An 18,197-nucleotide genomic window follows, 5' to 3' on the forward strand; every position below is an offset into this window, starting at 1 on the left:
CCACATGGGCGGTCAGGTGCTTCGGTTTCAGGACGTGGCCGTCCGACGAGACGGGGCGGCGCTGCTGCGCGGAATCGACTGGACCGTGCGCGAGGACGAGCGCTGGGTGATCATCGGCCCCAACGGCGCGGGCAAGACGACTCTGCTCCAGGTGGCGGGCGCGCTCATGTACCCCACCGAGGGCTCTGTGGACGTTCTCGGCGAACGGCTCGGCCAGGTGGACGTCTTCGAACTGCGGACGAGGATCGGGCTGGCCAGTTCGGCGCTCGCCGAGCGGGTGCCGCCGGACGAGAAGGTCATCGACCTCGTGCTCACCGCCTCCTACGCGATCCTCGGCCGGTGGACGGAGGAGTACGACTCCCACGACGTGACCCGGGCGGTCGAGCTGATCGACCAGTTCGGCTGCGCCCACCTGATCCGCCGTCGCTTCGCGACCCTCTCCGAGGGGGAACGCAAGCGTGTCCAGATCGCCAGGGCCCTCATGCCCGACCCCGAGTTACTGCTGCTGGACGAGCCCGCGGCCGGGCTCGACGTGGCCGGTCGGGAGGACCTCGTACGCCGCCTCGGCACGCTGGCCCAGGACTCCAAGGCCCCGACGATGGTCCTGGTCACCCACCATGTCGAGGAGATCCCCGCCGGCTTCACCCACGCGATGCTGCTCCGCCACGGCTCCGCGGTCGCCCAGGGCCCGATCGAGTCCGTGATGACGTCCGACAACCTCTCGCACACGTTCGGCGTGCCCCTGGCGCTGGAGCGGAGCATGACGGGCCGCTGGTACGCCCGGCCGTACTGAGATCCCCAACTCTCCGACATCAGCACTTAATCGGCGCGTAAAGCCAAAACGACATATCCTCCAGTCAGGGTTCACAGACTGGAGTGTCGGATGGGTCTGCTCATCGTCGGCGTGGTCGCGGTGGCCGTCATTGGACTCGCCCTGGTCAGGACGGTCCGGATCGTTCCCCAGGCGACCGCCTGCATCGTGGAACGTTTCGGCAGGTATCACCGGACCCTCCAGGCGGGTCTCACCTTGGTGATCCCCTTCATCGACCGGATCAAGGTCGAGGTCGACCTGCGTGAACAGGTGGTCACGTTCCCTCCCCAACCGGTGATCACCTCGGACAACCTGGTCGTCTCGATCGACACGGTCATCTACTTCCAGGTCACCGATCCGAAGGCGGCGACCTACGAGATCGCCAGCTTCATCGTCGCCGTCGAGCAGCTGACCGTGACGACCCTGCGCAACGTCGTCGGCGGGATGGACCTGGAGCGGACGCTGACCTCCCGCGAGGAGATCAACACCGAGCTGCGCGGCGTGCTCGACGACGCCACGGGGAGGTGGGGCATCCGGGTCAACCGTGTGGAGCTCAAGGCCATCGACCCGCCGGCCTCGATCCAGGACTCCATGGAGAAGCAGATGCGGGCCGACCGCGACAAGCGGGCCGCGATCCTCTCCGCCGAGGGGCAGAAGCAGTCCGCCATCCTCACCGCGCAGGGGCAGCGCGAATCGGCCGTGCTCAAGGCCAAGGGAGAGGCGGAGGCCGTCGTGCTCCGCGCGCAGGCCGACGCGGAGGCCCAGGCCATGCGGGCCAAGGGTCAGGCGGACGCCATCGCGATGGTCTTCCGCGCCATCCACGAGGGCAAGCCCGACCAGCGGCTGCTGGCCTACCAGTACCTCCAGATGCTTCCCGAGATCGCCAAGGGTGACGCCAACAAGGTCTGGATCGTCCCCTCGGAGATGAACAAGGTCCTCGAGAACCTGGGCGGCCTGTTCTCCGCGCCGAAGGACCCGACGACCACCGACCAGAACGGCGCGACCTCCGCCGGCTGACGCGGCGATCCGGGGGTGCTCGCGATCCCCGTACGGCCTGCCGCCTACGATCAGGCGTTAGCCGTACGAGGGAGAAGTGCTCTTGACGCCGTTCGACGCCGCCGCCGTGTTCGCGGCCGGCATGGGAGCCGGTGCGATCAACGCAGTGGTGGGGTCGGGATCACTGATCACATTTCCGACGTTGCTGGCCGTGGGGATCCCGCCCATCGTGGCCAACGTGTCCAACAACATCGGGCTGGTGCCAGGAGGCGTCACCGGTGTGCTGGGCTACCGCGCCGAACTGACGGGGCAGCGTAGCCGGCTGTTCCGGCTGGCGGCCGCCGCCGTACTGGGATCGCTGACGGGCGGGCTGCTGCTCCTCACCCTGCCTGAGGCCGCGTTCCCTGTGATCGTGACCGTCCTCATCGCGGTGGCGTGCGTCCTGGTGCTGCTTCAGCCGAGGCTGAGCCGGTGGCTGACCGGACGGCGCATGCCGCATCCCCACGGAGGGCCGTGGTTGTGGCTCGGCGTCCTGCTCACGAGCGTCTACGGAGGCTATTTCGGCGCCGCGCAGGGGATCGTGCTCATCGGCCTGCTCGGCGTGTTCCTCGACGAGCACCTGCAGCGGATCAACGCCGCGAAGAACCTGTTGTCCCTGCTGGTCAACGCGACGGCCGCGGCGTTGTTCATCCTGGTGGCCGACGTGAACTGGCTCGTGGTGGTGCTGGTGGCCGTCGGCTCGGCCCTGGGCGGTTTCTTCGGCGCCCGCGTTGGGCGCAGGCTCCCCCCGGCCCTGCTCCGCGGGTTCATCGTGTGCGTCGGAGTCGTGGCGATAGTGAAGCTGTTGTCGTAAAAGGGTATGTACGCCCTTATGAAGGGCGACTGGGTGGAGATCGTCATTGATGCGGGGGGAACCCCGCGCACCTACGAGGTGATCGCGACCAGGGCGGGACGTCGCGTGGAGATCAGCACGGGCCGGGGCATCGTCGAGGTCAGCGAGGTGACGAGGACGGGCACGCAGGTGCGCACGGCGCGATTCATGTCCTCCCGGATCCTCGCCCTGGTCGAGCATCCCGCGGACGGCCCGAAACCGGACGAGGTCTGACGGCGCCCCGGCGGCCGGGGCGGGTTCGGCGTGCGTTCAGTCGGCGGGACGGACCTGGACGACGCCGTCCTGCCGTAACCGGGTCCTGAACGCGGGCTGCCTGGCGGTCGCGGGGCCGTGCACGACCGAGCCGTCCGAGATGCGGAAGACGCTGCTGTGCCAGGGGCAGACGATGCAGGGCTCGCCGCCCTCGAGAGTGACGCGGCCCTGGTGGAGCGGCCCGGCCAGATGCGAGCAGCCGTCCGCCAGTACGCTCACGCCGTCGCCCAGGCGGAGCACGAACAGCTCGATGTAGCCGAGGCGCCTTCTGACCGGACGCCCGTTGGGCAGATCCTTGAGCGAGCAGAGATCGTGCCAGCCGAGGGGCACCAGGTGACTCACCGACTCGGCGTGGTTGGCCCCGGCGGCCTGGCGGTAGGCCATGTGCCCGCCGAGGTAGGCGCCGACCGAGGCCGCCCCGAGCCCGGTGAACGCCAGAGCCCGGCCGGTCCGCTCGCGACCGGCCATCCGCATCAGCAGCGAGCCTGTGTAGAGGCCGGTGGCGGTCAGGTTCATGATCGCGTGTACGAACCCCACCCGTTGCTGCTCCCGGTGCAACGCCGACCAGTCGGCCAGACCGGCGGTCGCGGTGGGCAGGGCCATGCCGACGCCGGTCGCGATCAGGGTCCGCGTCGCCCGGGTGTCGGATCTCGTCACGTCGAGCACCGCCGACGCGATCCAGCACCCCGCGCTCACCATCGCCATCGCGGGATGCAGCGGGTGTCCCAGGGGGACGCCGTGCAGCACGTCCCGGAACCTGCTCGGGCCCAGTCTGCGGCGTACGGCCTTGGAGAGCGCGTTGACCGGCCGATCCATGGCGGTCGTCCGTTCGAGCCCGTCGAGGAGGTTAGCGGATGGGACAATTCGTGGCAGGCGGCCCGTCCGTCGCGGCCTTGTCGTCTTCTCCATCATTCGCCCCCTTAACAGGGTCCACGTACCCGCCCGCCACGGCCACGAACATGGGGCGGCACGCCTCAGCAGGGCTTCTGCGAGGGCGACGGAGTCTCAGGGGGCGAGATGACCGCTGGCGACGGACTCCTCGATCAGCCGGGTCGCGAACTCGCCGAGCGCCGGCGAACCCTCTGCGATGATCTCCACCTTCTCCAGCACCTGCCGGGCGGTCACCTTGTTCAGCACCCAGGATCCGCCCTCGTTGTGGTGGTTGGCCAGGATGGGCGCGAGCCGGTCGAGCGCCTTGGCGAAGCGCGCCTCACGCGTGCGGCGCTCCTCGAACTCGTCCCAGAGGGCCCGAAGCCGCGTGCACTGGTCCTCGGGGAGCATTCCGAAGATCCGGTCGGCCGCCGCCTGCTCGCGCGCGGCCTGGTGTTCGACCGCCACGGTGTCGTAGATGAAGGTGTCGCCGGCGTCGATCTCCACGATGTCGTGGATCAGCAACATGGCGACGACCCTGTCGAGATCGGTTCCCGGCGGGGCGTGCTCAGCCATGACCATGGCCATCATGCCGAGATGCCAGGAATGCTCGGCGTCGTTCTCCCGCCGTGAACCGTCGATCAACGTGTTCCGCCGGATGACGCGCTTGAGCTTGTCGATCTCCATGGCGAAGGTGATCTGGGCGTCCAGCCGTTCCTGGAGAGCGATCGTCACCCGCGAAAGCCTAACGCCCGGTGATCACCGCTCGCCCGCGAGTCCCGCGATTGCGGGGCCGCCGGCGCCTCAGGGGCACACGATCACGACGGGCACCCCGTTGAAGACGGCGTTCCCGGACAGGGGGTCGACGACCGTCTCGTCGGTGAGGGCGTTGACGCTGAAGCCGGCGTTCCTGGCCGCGACGGCCTGGGCGCTCCCGTCGTGACCCCAGCCGTGTGGCAGGCTCACCACGCCCGGCATGATCGAGTCGGTCGGTTCAAGGGGCACGGCGAGTTCACCGGCCGCCGAACGGACCACCGCCTTGTCGCCGAGCCCGAGCCGGGTGACGTCGGCGGGGTTGATCTGCAGCGTGCAGCGGTTGCTGCCGCCGACCAGCGGCCCGACGTTGTGCAGCCAGCTGTTGTTCGATCTCAGGTGGCGCCGTCCGATCAGGACGAACTCGGGCGCCCGGCGGCCGAGCCCGGCGCGCAGCCGTACGAGATCGTCGAGTACGGCGGCAGGCGCGAGCTCGACGAGGCCGGAGGCGGTGCTGAGAAGGCCGGGAAGGCGTGGTTCGAGCGGACCCAGGTCGAGCCCGTGCGGATGCCTGAGCAGCTCAGGCAGCGACAGATTCCCGCCGTTCCACTCGCCGTAGGGGCCGAGCCGCAACATGGCGTCCAGCCGCAGCTCAGGGCCGTTCGCCCCGTCGAGCAGGCCGCGGAGCTCTGCAGGGTCGTGAGAGGGGAGCGTGCCGGCGCCGGAGTCGGCCGCCGCCCGCAACATCTGGTCGAGGATCAGCTCGTCGAGCAGCGCGGGCTCGGCGTCCGCACCCTGTCCCGACGCGATCATCGCCAGGCGGGCGAGGATCTCGGCCTCCGACGGCCGCCCGTCCAGGGGTAGCGCGGCAGGCGAGTACCGCGCGTAGTTGCGGACGGCGAAGCCGAGGAGCGCGAAGTCGAAATGTCCCGACTGCAGGATCCGCGGCGGAGGCAGGATCACGTCGGCGTGGCGGGTGGTCTCGTTGAGATAGGGGTCCACGCTGACCATGAACTCCAGGCCCGGCAGCACCCGGTCCAGCCGCGTCCCGTTCGGCGCGGAGAGCACGGGGTTGCCCGCCACCGTGATCAAAGCTCTGACCTGGCCTTCTCCGGAGCCCTCGATCTCGTCGGCGAGAGTCGCCACCGGCAGCTCGCCGTTCGCCTCCGGCAGTCCGCGCACCCGGCTGTGCCACCGCCCGGTCCGGTACGGCCGGCGCCGTCCGGGCCTCTCCGTGGCGGGCCGGGGGAACATCACGCCACCGGGACGGTCGAGATTGCCGGTCAGGACGTTGATCACGTCGACCAGCCACTGGGCCAGCGTCCCGAACTCCGCCGTGCACGTGCCGATGCGGCCGTAGACGGCCGCGGTGGGAGCGGAGGCGAGTTCCCGCGCGAGCCGTACGATCACTTCGGCGTCGACGCCGCAGGCCTGCGCGCAGGCGGCGGGCGGGAAATCGGCGAGGGCGCCCGCCACCTCGGCGAGACCGGCCGCGGGAACCGTGACCGTGACGAGGTCCTCGGCGAAGAGCGTGTGGGCGATGCCCGCGAGCAGGTAGGCGTCGGTGCCCGGGCGGATGAAGACGTGCTCGTCGGCCAGGGAGGCCGTCCGCGTCCGCCGGGGATCGACCACGACGAACCTGCCTCCGCGCCCCCGCAGGGCCTTCAACCGGCCGGGGAAGTCGGGCGCCGTGCACAGCGAGCCGTTCGACTCCAGCGGATTGGCGCCCAGCATGAGCAGGTAGTCGGTGCGGTCGAGGTCGGGTACGGGGATCGACAGCGGGTGGCCGAACATCAGGCCGCACGACACGTGCTTGGGCATCTGGTCGGCGGTGCTCGCCGAGAAGACGTTCCTGGTTCCGAGCGCCCGGACCAGGGGTGCGCCGTACAGGGAGCCCGCCATCGTGTGGGCGTTGGGATTGCCGAGGTAGATCGCCCGGCTCGGGCCGGGGATCGGGGAGAGTCCCCGCTCGACGGCCGCGAACGCCTCCTCCCAGGAGACCTCACGCCATCCGCCGCCGTCCCGGACCAGGGGCGCCTCGAGGCGGTCGGGGTCCTCGTCGAGGTGGCCGAGCGAGGCGCCCTTGGGGCAGATGAACCCCTTGCTGAAGGGGTCTTCCCTGTCGCCGCGGACCTCGGCCACCCGGCCCGCGTCGTCGAGGGTGATCTTCAGACCGCAGACGGCCTCGCACAGCGGACAGGTCCGGTGGACGGTCTCCATGCCAGGCCTCCTGGGTCCGGGAGTCGAACTCATCCTTCACCGGTGTCGCCACTGAGGGAAGCCCCAGAACCGAATTTAGTTCTAGGGCTTCCCAGCGCCCTGACGCCCCCGCGGTGCGTCTGGGCGCGCCTGTGGGACGCGCGGACGGCGGGCGGGCGTCGTCACGCGGTGAAGGCGCGGCCGACCTCCTCGAGCTCGCGCACGAGATCGAACCGCGGGTCGCGATACTGGCGGGCGCCGAAACCGGTCCGGTTGACCGTCCAGCGGAGTTCTCGCGCCCAGCCGTCCTGGTCCGCGCAGAGAGCTTGATCCGCCATGTTCATGTGGGTCTTGATTAGTAATAACCAATTGGTACCGTGGGGATGCATGGAGACTCCTTTTCGGGTGGCTTCGAGGTGGAGTTCTCGTTTGTGCTCGCCGGGTCGGCAGGTGGCAGCCTTTCGGCCCGGCTTTAACGTGGCCCGCGAACGGGCGCGTCGTGATGCGAGCGACCTGGTCGCCGTCCCTAGGCACGTGATGATTCCCGGTGGCCGGACGCCTCCCCGTCGTCTCGATATCCGCGAGGGGTCATGCCGTCGCCGGATACGGATGTCGCCCATGTGAAAGAAGCGGTTCGCCGAGCCGTTCGCCGCATTTTCATCGGCGCCTCCCCGAAATTCCGGGAACCCCTCCCGCTCGATCGTGACCCAGGAGAGATATGGCTGCAATACTTGGAGAAAGGAAACTTGCAAGGATCTTTTAGGCGTACGGTGCATGTGTCGGTGCAATTTGCACCGTTCAGACAAGCGGCCCGACGAAGGCGCGCGCCCGCTCGGCGTGACCAAGGAGGACGGCCGGGGTGCCGGATCATGGCAGTCCCACTGTTCGCCGGCGAAGGCTCGGTCAGGAGCTCCGCCGGCTGAGAGAGCGCGCCGAGTTGACCGGCGACCAGGTCGCCGCGCAGCTGGGATGGTCGGCGGCGAAGGTCAGCCGGATCGAGACGGCGCGAACCTCGCCGCGCGAGGCCGACATCGACGCCCTCCTGGTGATCTACGTGGTAGATTCGCGCCAGCGCCATGAGCTGCTTGCCCTGCACCGGGATGCAACCCGAAAGGGCTGGTGGGAGGAGTATCGGGACTCTCTGCCGAAGGAATACACCACTTTCCTTGGGCTGGAGGCCGAAGCCACGGCGGCACGAGACTGGGAACCCCAGGTGGTGCCGGGTCTGTTCCAGACGGAGACATACGTCCGAGCCATGATGGAAAGCGGACAGCGGAGCACGCTCGAGGCACCAGGCGGGGTCCGGAGCCGGATCGAGGTCCGGATGGCCCGCCAGGAGTCCGTCCTCGGCACCCGGAGCCCGCTGAACATCTCGGTCGTCCTCGAGGAGTCGGTGCTGCTTCGCCGTTTCGGGGACGACGACGTGATGAGAGAACAGCTCGGACGGCTGATCGAAGTCTCGGAACTCCCCAACGTCCAGTTGAGGATCCTCCCCCTGGATGCCGAGCACCCGATCAACACGGGAGCCTTCAGTCATCTCAAGGTGCCCGAATTCCATGACGTGGTGTATCTGGAGGCGCTTCTCGGCGGCCGCCTGGTCGAGGACGAGACCATCGTGTACCGCTATGAGGTCGCCTTCGATTACCTGGAAAGCAAGGCACTCGGCGTCGAGGCCTCCCGGAAATGCGTGGAAAAACGTCTTAGTCGCTGGCGATGAGCCATCCTGAGCCGCCTCGGAAGCCCCGACGAGGGATCACCCCGGGGGGAGAGACCAATAAATGAACGCTACGGATCTGCCCGGCGCCGTCTGGTGGAAGAGCACGCGCAGTGCCAACAACTGCGCCTGTGTTGAAATAGCCGTTTTGTCCGACGGCCAGGTCGGCGTTCGGGACAGCAAGAACCAGGAGGGTCCCGTCCTCGTATTCACACCGGTCGAATGGGACGCCTTCATCGGTGGAGTCAAGGACGGCGAGTTCGACATATAAGTAGGCCGCCGCATGCCGTCAGGACGAATGCGGCGACCCGCGCCGTGTGCGGAAACGCACGCGGCCGACACGCGCGTGCGGCTTGCGCCCAAGGAGAAGGGAGCAAGCCGCACGCTGTGAGGGGACGGGGGTCAGGCGAGACCCAGGCCCTGGGCGACGCCCTGGCCGAGGTCCTTGTGCACGTTGGTCCAGTAGTCGACCACGCGCTTCTTCATGTCGCCCGTGACCTCGGGAGCCGAGGCGTGGCCGACGATGTTGCCCACCAGGTGCGCCCGGTCGGTGTCCGACAGGACGTTCTCCCACAGGGCGCGCGGCTGGACGAAGTCGTCGTCCTCCGCGTGCTTGGCGTACGCGCTGCGGATGATCTCACCCGAGACGTGGTAGTTCTCGCCCGCGAAGATCGACGGATCCGCTGCCGGGCCCCCCATGCTGTTCGGCGCGTACACCGGGTCGCTTGAGTTGCTGAACCGCATCGCGCCGTCCTTGTTGTAGCTGTGGACGGGCGACTTCGGCTGATTGACCGGAAGCTGCAGGTAATTGGGTCCGATGCGGTAGCGGTGCGTGTCGGGATAGGAGAACAGCCGGCCCTGGAGCATCTTGTCCGGGGACGGTCCGATGCCGGGCACGAGGTTGGCCGGCTCGAAGGCGGCCTGCTCGACCTCGGCGAAGTAGTTCTCCGGGTTGCGGTTGAGGGTGAACCTGCCGATCGTGATCTCGGGGTAGTCGCCGTGCGGCCACACCTTGGTCAGGTCGAACGGGTTGAAGCGGTAGTCCGCGGCGGCCTCGAACGGCATGATCTGGACGTTCACCGTCCAGGACGGATGGTCGCCGTTCTTGATCGCGATGTACAGGTCACGGATGTGGTGGTCGGGATCCGCCACGAGTTCCGCGGCCTCGGCGGCGGTGTAGTTCTCGATGCCCTGGGCGGTCTTGAAGTGGTACTTGATCCAGAACTTCTCGCCGTTCGCGTTGTACCAGAGGAACGTGTGGGAGCCGAAGCCGTGCATGTTGCGCCAGCTCCTCGGCGTGCCCCGGTCGGTCATCAGGAACGTCACCTGATGCGCGGACTCCGGTGACAACGTCCAGAAGTCCCACTGCATGTTGTTGTCGCGCAGATGGTTGTCCGCACGGCGCTTCTGGCTGTGGATGAAGTCGGAGAACTTCGAGGGGTCGCGGATGAAGAAGACCGGCGTGTTGTTGCCGACCAGGTCGTAGTTGCCCTCTTCGGTGTAGAACTTGATCGCGAATCCGCGCGGGTCGCGTGCCGTGTCCGCGCTGCCGAGCTCGCCCGCCACCGTGGAGAAGCGCAGGAACATGTCGGTCTCCCTGCCCTTCTGGAACAGGTCGGCCCTGGTGAACTGGCTGACGTCCTCGGTGATCTGCAGCAGGCCGTAGGCGCCGCCGCCCTTGGCGTGCACGACGCGCTCGGGCACCCGTTCCCGGTTGAACTGGGCCATCTTCTGAATGACGTAGTGGTCCTGCATCAGCAGGGGCCCGTTGGGCCCGACGGACAGCGAGAACTCGTCGCTGGGAGCGGGAATCCCTGCGTCGGTGGTGGTTATCGGCCTGTCGGTCATCGGTTCCTCCGGGATTGCTATTCGGAAGCCGCGGATCCGGGCACGAGCGCGTGGATCAGTCGAGGCCCGCGACTTCAGCGGTGACGGTGTGACAGTCGGGACAGATCCCCCAATAGATGACGTCCGCCTCGTCGACCACGAATCCGGCGTTGGACACGGGTTCCAGGCAGGGGGCGTGCCCGATGGCACAGTCGACGTCGGTGACCCTTCCGCACTCGCGGCAGACGAGGTGGTGGTGGTTGTCGCCCACCCTGGCCTCGTAGCGAGTGGGGCTCCCCGCCGGCTCGATGCGACGGAGCAGCCCGCCGCGCTGAAGCGCGTTCAGCGAGTCGTAGACGGCTTGCAGGGAGACCTGACCGACCCGATCGCAGACGCCGCGGTGAATGGCCTCCACATCGAGATGGTCGCCGCCCCGCACGGTCTGCATGATGGCCAGCCGGGCGGCGGTTACCCGCAGCCCTGCCTGGCGAAGTCGGATGGCGTCTCCCACACTCACCACGCTAGCTCACTAAAGCTGAATCATTCAAGTAAAGGAACTCTCCCAGTCTCTTCTGACGAAACCTTTGCCCCATACCCCCTGGTGTCGGCTGGAGATGGCATGCTCTGTTGGCGTGAGACGTCTCCTCCCCGCCCTCCTCCTTCTCGCCGCCTCCGTCGCGTGCTCGGCCGCGCAGGGCGACCCGGCGCCCAGCCCGGTGGAGCAGGAGGCGACCGCCCGCCCCGCCACGTCGGCACCGGCCAAGCCGGCGCGACGGCCGTACACGATCTCCTTCGCCGGTGACGTGCACTTCGAGGGCGTCCTGCGCGGCCGCCTCGACGCCGATCCGCGTACGGCCCTCGGCCCGATCGCGAACGTGCTGCGCAAGGCCGACCTGACGGCCCTCAACCTGGAGACGGCCATCACCACCGGCGGTTCGCCCGCTCCGGGCAAGCAGTACACCTTCCGGGCTCCGGCCACGGCCTTCACGGCGCTGAAGGCGGCCGGGGTCGACGTGGTCACGATGGCCAACAACCACGGCATGGACTACATGGAGAGCGGCCTGCAGGACACCCTCGGCGCGATCAGGCGGAGCAAGTTCCCCGTGGTCGGCATCGGCAAGGACGAGGCGGCGGCCTACCGTCCTTACCGGGTCACCGTCAAAGGCAACCGCGTGTCGTTGATCGGCGCGACGCAGGTCCTCGACGACGAGTTCATCCAGGCGTGGACGGCCACCGCGGACCAGGGCGGCCTCGCCTCAGCGAAGAACGAGCCGCGTCTGATCAAGGCCGTACGTGACGCCAGGAAGAACTCCGACACCGTGATCGTCTTCCTGCACTGGGGCACCGAACTCGCCACCTGTCCCACGTCGGTCCAGCGCTCCCTGGCGGAGGCGCTCGAGAAGGCGGGCGCAGACGTCATCGTGGGCAGCCACGCCCACGTGCTGCTCGGCGGCGGGTATCACGAAGGCGCCTACGTCCAGTACGGCCTGGGCAATTTCGCGTTCTACAACTCCGGTCCCGAGACCGGCAAGACGGGCGTGCTGACGTTGACGATCAACGGCAGGAAGGTCCTCAAGGATCAGTGGACCCCTGCGCGGATCAGCGGCGGGATCCCCGTCCCGCAGACCGGAGCGGCCAAGCAGCAGAGCGTCACCGACTATCGGAAGCTGCGCGGCTGCACCGGCCTCGACGCCACCCCGTGAGCCGGCGCCCCGGCATTTCCATGCGACTCATGAGTAAGACCTGACCTCGGCGGCATCCGCGTGCAAGATGGGTGTGTGTCCAGCCAGCGCGTACAGGATGTGGAACGTTCTTCTGGTGGCGGGCGGGAGTCGGCGGCCCCGGCCACGCCCCTGCGCAGGCGTCCGTCGCAACGCAGGAGCGCCCGCAGGGTCGAGCGGATGCTCGACGCCTGCGCGGAGTTGCTGGACGAGGGCGGCTACGAGGCGCTCTCGACCACCCGGGTCGCCGAGCGGGCCGGTGTCGCCATCGGGTCGGTCTACCAGTTCTTCCCCGACAAGCGGGCCCTGAGCCAGGCGCTGACCCGGAGGAATCTCGAGCTGTTCGTGACCCGGGTCGGCCGCCGCTTCATCACCGACGACTACAGCGGGTGGTGGGAGGCGGTCGACGCGATCATCGACGAGTACGTCGACCTGCACAGAACGGTCCCCGGGTTCCGCTCGCTCCATTTCGGTGACGTCGTGGGGCTCGACGTGCCCGACTCGGTCGCGGACAGCAACACCGTGATCTCCGGGCGGCTGCGCGCGCTGTTGCTGGAGGAGTTCGGCCTGCTCGACAGCGAGGAGGTGGACCGTGCCATCCTCGTCGCCGCGGAAGCGGGGGACGCCGTGCTCAAGCTCGCCTTCCGGCACGACTCCTCAGGCGCTCCGGAGATCGTCGCGGAGGCGAGACAGTTGGTCCGCGGTTACCTCTCGCGCCAGTTGCGGTCGGCCCAACTGGAATGATCATGGGGCCAGTCGCGGGGGGCCCTGGCGCTCCGCTCGAAGCGCAGCGGCTGATGGGCGATCTCGCGAGGCCAGGGCGTCACCGCCGGGCGCGAGATGTCCGGCACCACCAGGGAGTTCCATATCGATGGCGGCACCGCCTGCATGTAGGCGGAGTTGTGCCACGGCCGGACGTGCGTGTGCCGGGGAGCCTGAAGTTCCCGCATGTTGTCGTCGGAGGAGGTACCGGGACCACAGGGGACGGCCGCGGCGGGCTCGACGTTCAACTCGACCATGCGCAACTGGTTCTGGAGCCGCGCGAGGTCCTTGCGCGCCTGATCGAGAGCCTCGAACTGAGCCGTCACATAGCCGGCGATGCCGGGGACGACTGCGGACAGGACGGCTGCGGACGCGAGAGTCACCATCACCCGCTTGGACATGACCTGCCGCCCCCCGCCAGCTCCGATTACGACAGCGCGGGCAATATGCCCGGTCAGCTGTACTGAGACACGATTCGTAGGCGAACGTGTACTAATCGTTGCTTCGTGAATGCCTGCCGTTGTCCCTGCAAAGGCACTCCGAGGTCGGTAGCCTCGGGTCTGTGGCACATGTGACTCATGAGCAGCTGGATCGACTGCTCGAACAGGCGCTCCTGCTCGATGACCACGGTGCTCTCGCATCCCAACTCGACGCGCTGGCCCAGGGCTACGAGTCCGGCGAGGTGTCGAGGGCGGCGATTCTCGTGCTGGCCGCGGAGGAGTGGCGTCAGGCGGGCCAGCCCGTGAACGCTCTCGAGCGGTTCAGGAGCGCGGTCGACGACGGGGGTGATGTGCTGATCGATCCCCGTTCCGGCATCGCCGACACGCTCTTCGAGCTAGAACGTTCCGAGGAGGCCCGGGACGTCATCGCGGACATCAAGGCCGGCCCCTGGAACCCGGCCACGGCACTCACCGTGGCCGAGACGCTGGTGGCGTACGGAGATCTGCAGGAGGCCCACGAGTGGGCCACCGAGGGGGTCCGCGCCTGCGCGTCGGGCACCACGATGCGGGAGGTGCTGCTGCGCACCCGTTACCGCATCCGGGTCGACCTCGGACTGCCCGAAGACGATCTCGACGCCCTGCTCGACGTCACCCGCTGAACCCCGGCCGGCCGCCGCTGGACCCCGCGTCCGGGGCGGCCGCGAAAGACCGTGACGCCCGCGGGATGGCTGTTTGCATGAAAAAGGGGCCGCGCGGCTTACGGCCCCTTCTGTCCCGGCCGCTGCGAAGGCGCACGGCCGGGATGTCCTCTGTGCCTGCGGTCAGGGCAGGATCGTGCTGTCGGTCGCGTTGTTGGCGAGCTTGGTCACCGAGCGTGCGTCCGCGGCCTTGGCGAGCGCGGGAGCGGTGAGGTCGTTGGGGACGGCGCCGTTCCCATGCGTCGGCGCCTTCGGGTGCACGACGCCGGTCCGGCTGTCGGCTCCCTCGATGGAGCGGGCCTTCGCGCCCCCGTCGTGGCGGCGGCCCTGATCCGCGTGCTTGCCCTTGGCTCCGGCGTTCTTCTGGGTCTCGGCGTCACGCGCGGCCTTGCCGGGACCGGCCGGCTTCGTCTCGCCCGGCTGGGTGACGGCCGGCGGCACCTTGTGCTGGGGGCGGCCGTTCGGATGCGCGGGAAGGAACTCGGCGCCCGAACGGGATGACGACTTGTCGTCCTTGCCTTGTCTCTCCGCGTGGCGGCCCTTGGGGTTGTGCTCGGTCCTGGTCATCGCGGACTCCGGCGTGCACGACTGGTGCGTCACGCTCGGCCGCGCCGGGGCGATGGCCATGAGCGGTACCGCGGGCGTCTTCGTCGCCGGCTGTGCGGCCGCGGCCGCGGCGGAGGCCCCCATGGCGGCCTGCTTGGCCACGGACTGCGCCGCGTCCACCGCCGGAGCGGGGTTCGGCATCTCGGCGGGGACGCCCTTCGCCACGGACTGCGCCGCCGACCCGGCCGCGGACTCCGCGGCCGACTGGGCTCCCGCGGGAGCCCTCCTGCCGTCCGGGACGGCGGGCAGCAGGGTCGACGCGTCGGGCGCGGCCGGAAGCGTCCTCGGACGGCCCGGGGCGGACTTGCCCGCGGCGCCCTGAGCCGTGCCGCCCTTGACCGGGGTGGACGGCCGCCCGGGCAGCGACGTGAGGCCCTGCCCGGCGGCGGCTCCGGCGGTGTCGGCGATGCTGAGCACTCCGTTCGGCGGCGTGAGGGTGCTCAGGTCCGCCGGCGAGCTCTGCTTCTGCGGCTTGCACGGAGCGGACACGGTCGCGCCGTCCGCCATCGCGTGACCGGTCGCGAGCCAGCTCACCCCCGCGGTGACCGCCGCCAGAACGACGCACCGCCCCCGCATACTTCGTGATGTCCTGGACATCCACGTCCCCCTGGTTGCTTACGGTATTCCGACGAACGCCGAACGTAGCAGCGAGGGAAAACGCGGGGGTCGGCTTGCCTCAATGGTGGGGAAGACCTTACCGAGCGGGCTGGATGCTTAGCGTGTCACCGGCTTCGTCAAGGTCGACCATTACCTCGTCCCCATCGCGGACCTCGCCGGACAGCAGCTCCTTGGCGAGCTTGTCACCGATCGCCGACTGCACCAGCCGCCGCAGCGGGCGGGCGCCGTACAGCGGGTCGTAGCCGGTGAGCGCGAGCCAGTCGCGTGCCGCCGGGGTCACCGTCAGCGTCAGGCGGCGGTCGGCGAGCCTGCCGGCGAGCCGCGACACCTGGAGGTCGACGATCTGCGACAGCTCCTCGGTGCCGAGGGCGTCGAAGACGATGACGTCGTCGAGCCGGTTGAGGAACTCCGGCTTGAACGCACCCCGCACCGCGTTCAGCACGGCCTCCCGCTTCGCCCCGTTCTCCAAGTTGGGATCGACCAGGAAGTGCGAGCCGATGTTGGAGGTCAGGATCAGGATCGTGTTGCGGAAGTCGACCGTCCGCCCCTGCCCGTCGGTGAGCCTGCCGTCGTCGAGCACCTGGAGCAGGATGTCGAAGACCTCCGGGTGGGCCTTTTCCACCTCGTCGAGCAGCACGACCGTGTACGGCCGGCGGCGCACGGCTTCGGTCAGCTGGCCGCCCTCCTCGTAGCCGACATAACCGGGAGGCGCTCCCACCAGCCGGGCCACGCTGTGCTTCTCGCCGTACTCGCTCATGTCGATGCGGGTCATGGCGCGCTCGTCGTCGAACAGGAACTCCGCGAGGGCCTTGGCCAGCTCGGTCTTGCCGACACCCGTCGGGCCGAGGAACAGGAACGAACCGGTGGGCCGGTCGGGGTCGGAGATGCCGGCGCGGGCCCGCCGCACCGCGTCCGAGACGGCCTGTACGGCCTGGCGCTGGCCGATGAGGCGCCTGCCCAGCTCGTCCTCCATCCGGAGGAGCTTGGCCGTCTCGCCTTCCAGGAGCCGCCCGGCGGGGATGCCGGTCCAGGACGAGATGACCTCGGCGATGTCGTCGGGGCCGACCTCCTCCTTGACCATCGGCTCGGCCTCGGCCTCCTCCGCGACCCGGGTGGCCTCGGCGAGATCCTTCTCCAGCCGGGGCACGTCGCCGTACATCAGACGGGAGGCGGCCTCGAAGTCGCCGTCACGCTGGGCCCGCTCGGCGGCGCTGCGCGCCTCGTCGAGCTGCTTCTTCAGCTCGCCGACCCGGTTCAGCCCGGCCTTCTCGCGCTCCCAACGCCCGACCAGGCCGTTGAGCTCCTCCTGGCGGTTGGCCAGCTCCTCGCGGAGCTTGTCCAGGCGCTGCCGGCTCGCGTCGTCGGTCTCCTTGGCGAGTGCGAGCTCCTCCATCTTCAGGCGGTCGACGATGCGCTGAAGCTCGTCGATCTCCACGGGCCTGGAGTCGATCTCCATGCGGAGGCGCGACATCGACTCGTCGACGAGGTCGATGGCCTTGTCGGGGAGGAAGCGGGCGGTGATGTACCGGTCGGACAAGGTCGCCGCGGCGACGAGCGCGCCGTCGGAGATCTGCACCTTGTGGTGCGCCTCGTATCGGCCCTTGAGCCCGCGCAGGATCGCGATCGTGTCCTCGACCGTCGGCTCGCCGACGTAGACCTGCTGGAAGCGGCGCTCCAGCGCGGGGTCCTTCTCGATGCGCTCGCGGTACTCGTCGAGCGTGGTGGCGCCGATCATCCGCAGCTCGCCGCGGGCGAGCATGGGCTTGAGCATGTTGCCCGCGTCCATCGCGCCCTCGGCCGCGCCCGCGCCGACCATGGTGTGCAGTTCGTCGATGAACGTGACGATCTGGCCGTCGCTCTCCTTGATCTCGTTGAGCACGGCCTTGAGGCGCTCCTCGAACTCGCCGCGGTACTTAGCGCCCGCGACCATCGCGCCGAGGTCGAGGGCGACCAGGCGCTTGTTCTTGAGGCTCTCGGGCACGTCGCCCGCGATGATCCGCTGGGCGAGGCCCTCGACGACGGCGGTCTTGCCGACGCCGGGCTCGCCGATCAGCACGGGGTTGTTCTTGGTGCGGCGCGACAACACCTGGACCACGCGCCGGATCTCGGTGTCCCGGCCGATCACGGGGTCGAGCTTGCCGCCCCGCGCCCGCTCGGTGAGGTCGACGCCGTACTTCTCGAGCGCCTGGTAGGTGTCCTCGGGCGTCTCGCTCGTCACCCGGGCGTGCCCGCGGACCTTCTCGAACACGTCGAGCAGGGCGTTGGGCGTGGCCCCCTCGGCCTTGAGCAGGTCGGCCACCTGGCCGCCGTCCGCGGCGAGGCCGACGAGCAGGTGCTCGGTCGAGACGTAGTCGTCCTCGAGCCGCTTGGCCCGCTGGGCGGCGGTGTTCAGCACGGTGAGCAGCTGCCGGGAGGTCGACGGCGCGCTCACCGTGGAGCCCTGCGCCTTGGGAAGGCGGGCGAGCTGCTCCTCGGCCTGCGTCCGCAGCCGCTTCCAGTCCGCGCCGACCGCCTCCAGGAGCGGTACGGCGGTGCCGCCCGACTGGGCCAGCAACGTGGTGAAGAGGTGGGCGGGCGCGACCTCGGGGTTCCCCTCGGCGGCCGCCCGCCGGACCGCCCCGGACAGGGCTTCCTGGCTCTTCTGAGTCAGCTTGTAGTCCATATGTGTTCGATGCCCTCGCTTCGGAAGATCAGGCAGGAGGCAGTTCGTAGCGGATCAGCGCCCGCATCATGGCCAGCTCTCCCCTGAGCCGGGCCACCTCGTCGCGCAGGCGCATGGTCTCGGTTTCGAGTTCGAGGATGCGCTTGATGCCGGCCAGGTTGATGCCGTCTTCCTGGGAGAGCCGCTGGACCTCGCGCAGCAGCACGATGTCCCGGGTTGAGTAGAGCCGGCCGCGCCCCGCCGACCGGCCCGGGCTCACGAGCCCGAGCCGGTCGTACTGGCGCAGGGTCTGCGGATGCAGTCCCGACAGCTGGGCGGCCACCGAGATCACATAGACCGGGGTGTCGTCGGACAGGTTGAAGAAGTTGGCATCCAT

Annotated in this window: 18 protein-coding genes and 1 pseudogene; 9 read left to right on the forward strand and 10 right to left on the reverse strand. The window is 69.0% G+C overall.

Annotation, left to right across the window (positions count from 1 at the left end):
* Window positions 1–4 precede the first annotated feature (4 nt).
* From Pka01_RS06935 to Pka01_RS06950, 4 genes are all read left to right on the forward strand, one after another.
* The gene (locus tag Pka01_RS06935) at window positions 5–793 is read left to right on the forward strand and encodes an ABC transporter ATP-binding protein (protein ID WP_203881767.1); all 789 of its coding nucleotides are present in this window, start codon (window positions 5–7) and stop codon (window positions 791–793) included.
* Window positions 794–883: 90 nt separating this feature from the next.
* Window positions 884–1,828: an SPFH domain-containing protein gene (locus Pka01_RS06940; RefSeq protein WP_203881768.1), complete on the forward strand. Its 945-nt coding sequence runs from the start codon at window positions 884–886 to the stop codon at window positions 1,826–1,828.
* An 82-nt stretch (window positions 1,829–1,910) separates the two neighbouring features.
* On the forward strand, window positions 1,911–2,660 hold the full coding sequence (locus Pka01_RS06945; protein WP_203881769.1) for a sulfite exporter TauE/SafE family protein: 750 nt from the start codon (window positions 1,911–1,913) through the stop codon (window positions 2,658–2,660).
* 6 nt (window positions 2,661–2,666) lie between these two features.
* On the forward strand, window positions 2,667–2,912 hold the full coding sequence (locus tag Pka01_RS06950; protein ID WP_239114798.1) for a DUF8836 family protein: 246 nt from the start codon (window positions 2,667–2,669) through the stop codon (window positions 2,910–2,912).
* 36 nt (window positions 2,913–2,948) lie between these two features.
* On the opposite strand, the gene Pka01_RS06955 is transcribed toward Pka01_RS06950, so the two are convergent.
* The 4 genes from Pka01_RS06955 to Pka01_RS06970 all read right to left on the reverse strand — a co-directional run bounded on the left by Pka01_RS06955 (window position 2,949) and on the right by Pka01_RS06970 (window position 7,111).
* Complete coding sequence (locus Pka01_RS06955) at window positions 2,949–3,767, reverse strand: Rieske (2Fe-2S) protein (protein WP_239114799.1); 819 nt, start codon at window positions 3,765–3,767, stop codon at window positions 2,949–2,951.
* 189 nt (window positions 3,768–3,956) lie between these two features.
* Window positions 3,957–4,508: an HD domain-containing protein gene (locus tag Pka01_RS06960; RefSeq protein ID WP_203882019.1), complete on the reverse strand. Its 552-nt coding sequence runs from the start codon at window positions 4,506–4,508 to the stop codon at window positions 3,957–3,959.
* Window positions 4,509–4,625: 117 nt separating this feature from the next.
* Entirely contained in the window at window positions 4,626–6,794 is a 2,169-nt protein-coding gene (locus tag Pka01_RS06965; protein ID WP_203881771.1) for a molybdopterin-dependent oxidoreductase, read from the reverse strand.
* Between the two features lie 161 nt (window positions 6,795–6,955).
* Window positions 6,956–7,111, reverse strand: coding sequence for a hypothetical protein (locus Pka01_RS06970; protein WP_203881772.1), 156 nt, complete (start codon window positions 7,109–7,111; stop codon window positions 6,956–6,958).
* Window positions 7,112–7,632: 521 nt separating this feature from the next.
* On the opposite strand from Pka01_RS06970, the gene Pka01_RS06975 reads away from it, so the two are divergent.
* Together Pka01_RS06975 and Pka01_RS06980 are read left to right on the forward strand one after the other, a co-directional pair.
* Window positions 7,633–8,490, forward strand: coding sequence for a helix-turn-helix domain-containing protein (locus Pka01_RS06975; RefSeq protein WP_203881773.1), 858 nt, complete (start codon window positions 7,633–7,635; stop codon window positions 8,488–8,490).
* A 61-nt stretch (window positions 8,491–8,551) separates the two neighbouring features.
* Window positions 8,552–8,758, forward strand: coding sequence for a DUF397 domain-containing protein (locus Pka01_RS06980; RefSeq protein ID WP_203881774.1), 207 nt, complete (start codon window positions 8,552–8,554; stop codon window positions 8,756–8,758).
* A gap of 131 nt (window positions 8,759–8,889) precedes the next feature.
* On the opposite strand, the gene Pka01_RS06985 is transcribed toward Pka01_RS06980, so the two are convergent.
* Both Pka01_RS06985 and Pka01_RS06990 read right to left on the reverse strand, forming a co-directional pair.
* Window positions 8,890–10,335 (reverse strand): catalase, encoded by a 1,446-nt coding sequence (locus Pka01_RS06985; RefSeq protein ID WP_203881775.1) that lies wholly within the window; start codon window positions 10,333–10,335, stop codon window positions 8,890–8,892.
* A 55-nt stretch (window positions 10,336–10,390) separates the two neighbouring features.
* On the reverse strand, window positions 10,391–10,825 hold the full coding sequence (locus Pka01_RS06990) for a Fur family transcriptional regulator (RefSeq protein WP_203881776.1): 435 nt from the start codon (window positions 10,823–10,825) through the stop codon (window positions 10,391–10,393).
* Between the two features lie 121 nt (window positions 10,826–10,946).
* Between Pka01_RS06990 and Pka01_RS06995 the strand changes: the two genes are divergently transcribed.
* Both Pka01_RS06995 and Pka01_RS07000 read left to right on the forward strand, forming a co-directional pair.
* Complete coding sequence (locus Pka01_RS06995; protein WP_239114801.1) at window positions 10,947–12,017, forward strand: CapA family protein; 1,071 nt, start codon at window positions 10,947–10,949, stop codon at window positions 12,015–12,017.
* Window positions 12,018–12,215: 198 nt separating this feature from the next.
* Window positions 12,216–12,779 carry a TetR/AcrR family transcriptional regulator gene (locus Pka01_RS07000; protein WP_203882020.1) on the forward strand — a complete coding sequence of 188 codons (564 nt, stop codon included), beginning with the start codon at window positions 12,216–12,218 and terminating at the stop codon, window positions 12,777–12,779.
* Here the strand turns inward: Pka01_RS07000 and Pka01_RS07005 are convergent.
* Window positions 12,740–13,198, reverse strand: coding sequence for a hypothetical protein (locus Pka01_RS07005; protein WP_203881778.1), 459 nt, complete (start codon window positions 13,196–13,198; stop codon window positions 12,740–12,742). The two genes, Pka01_RS07000 and Pka01_RS07005, sit on opposite strands and share 40 nt — an antisense overlap.
* A 161-nt stretch (window positions 13,199–13,359) precedes the next feature.
* Between Pka01_RS07005 and Pka01_RS07010 the strand changes: the two genes are divergently transcribed.
* Entirely contained in the window at window positions 13,360–13,896 is a 537-nt protein-coding gene (locus tag Pka01_RS07010; RefSeq protein ID WP_203881779.1) for a YfgM family protein, read from the forward strand.
* A 162-nt stretch (window positions 13,897–14,058) separates the two neighbouring features.
* Here the strand turns inward: Pka01_RS07010 and Pka01_RS07015 are convergent, their stop codons facing one another.
* From Pka01_RS07015 to Pka01_RS07025, 3 genes and pseudogenes are all read right to left on the reverse strand, one after another.
* Window positions 14,059–15,138, reverse strand: a complete 1,080-nt coding sequence (locus tag Pka01_RS07015) for a hypothetical protein (RefSeq protein ID WP_203881780.1) — start codon at window positions 15,136–15,138, stop codon at window positions 14,059–14,061.
* A gap of 97 nt (window positions 15,139–15,235) precedes the next feature.
* The gene (clpB, locus tag Pka01_RS07020) at window positions 15,236–17,821 is read right to left on the reverse strand and encodes an ATP-dependent chaperone ClpB (RefSeq protein WP_203881781.1); all 2,586 of its coding nucleotides are present in this window, start codon (window positions 17,819–17,821) and stop codon (window positions 15,236–15,238) included.
* An 88-nt stretch (window positions 17,822–17,909) separates the two neighbouring features.
* Window positions 17,910–18,197: pseudogene (locus Pka01_RS07025) on the reverse strand (heat shock protein transcriptional repressor HspR); the annotation flags it as partial.

Origin of the sequence: Planotetraspora kaengkrachanensis, from assembly GCF_016862895.1 — a bacterium.
GTDB lineage: Bacteria > Actinomycetota > Actinomycetes > Streptosporangiales > Streptosporangiaceae > Planotetraspora > Planotetraspora kaengkrachanensis.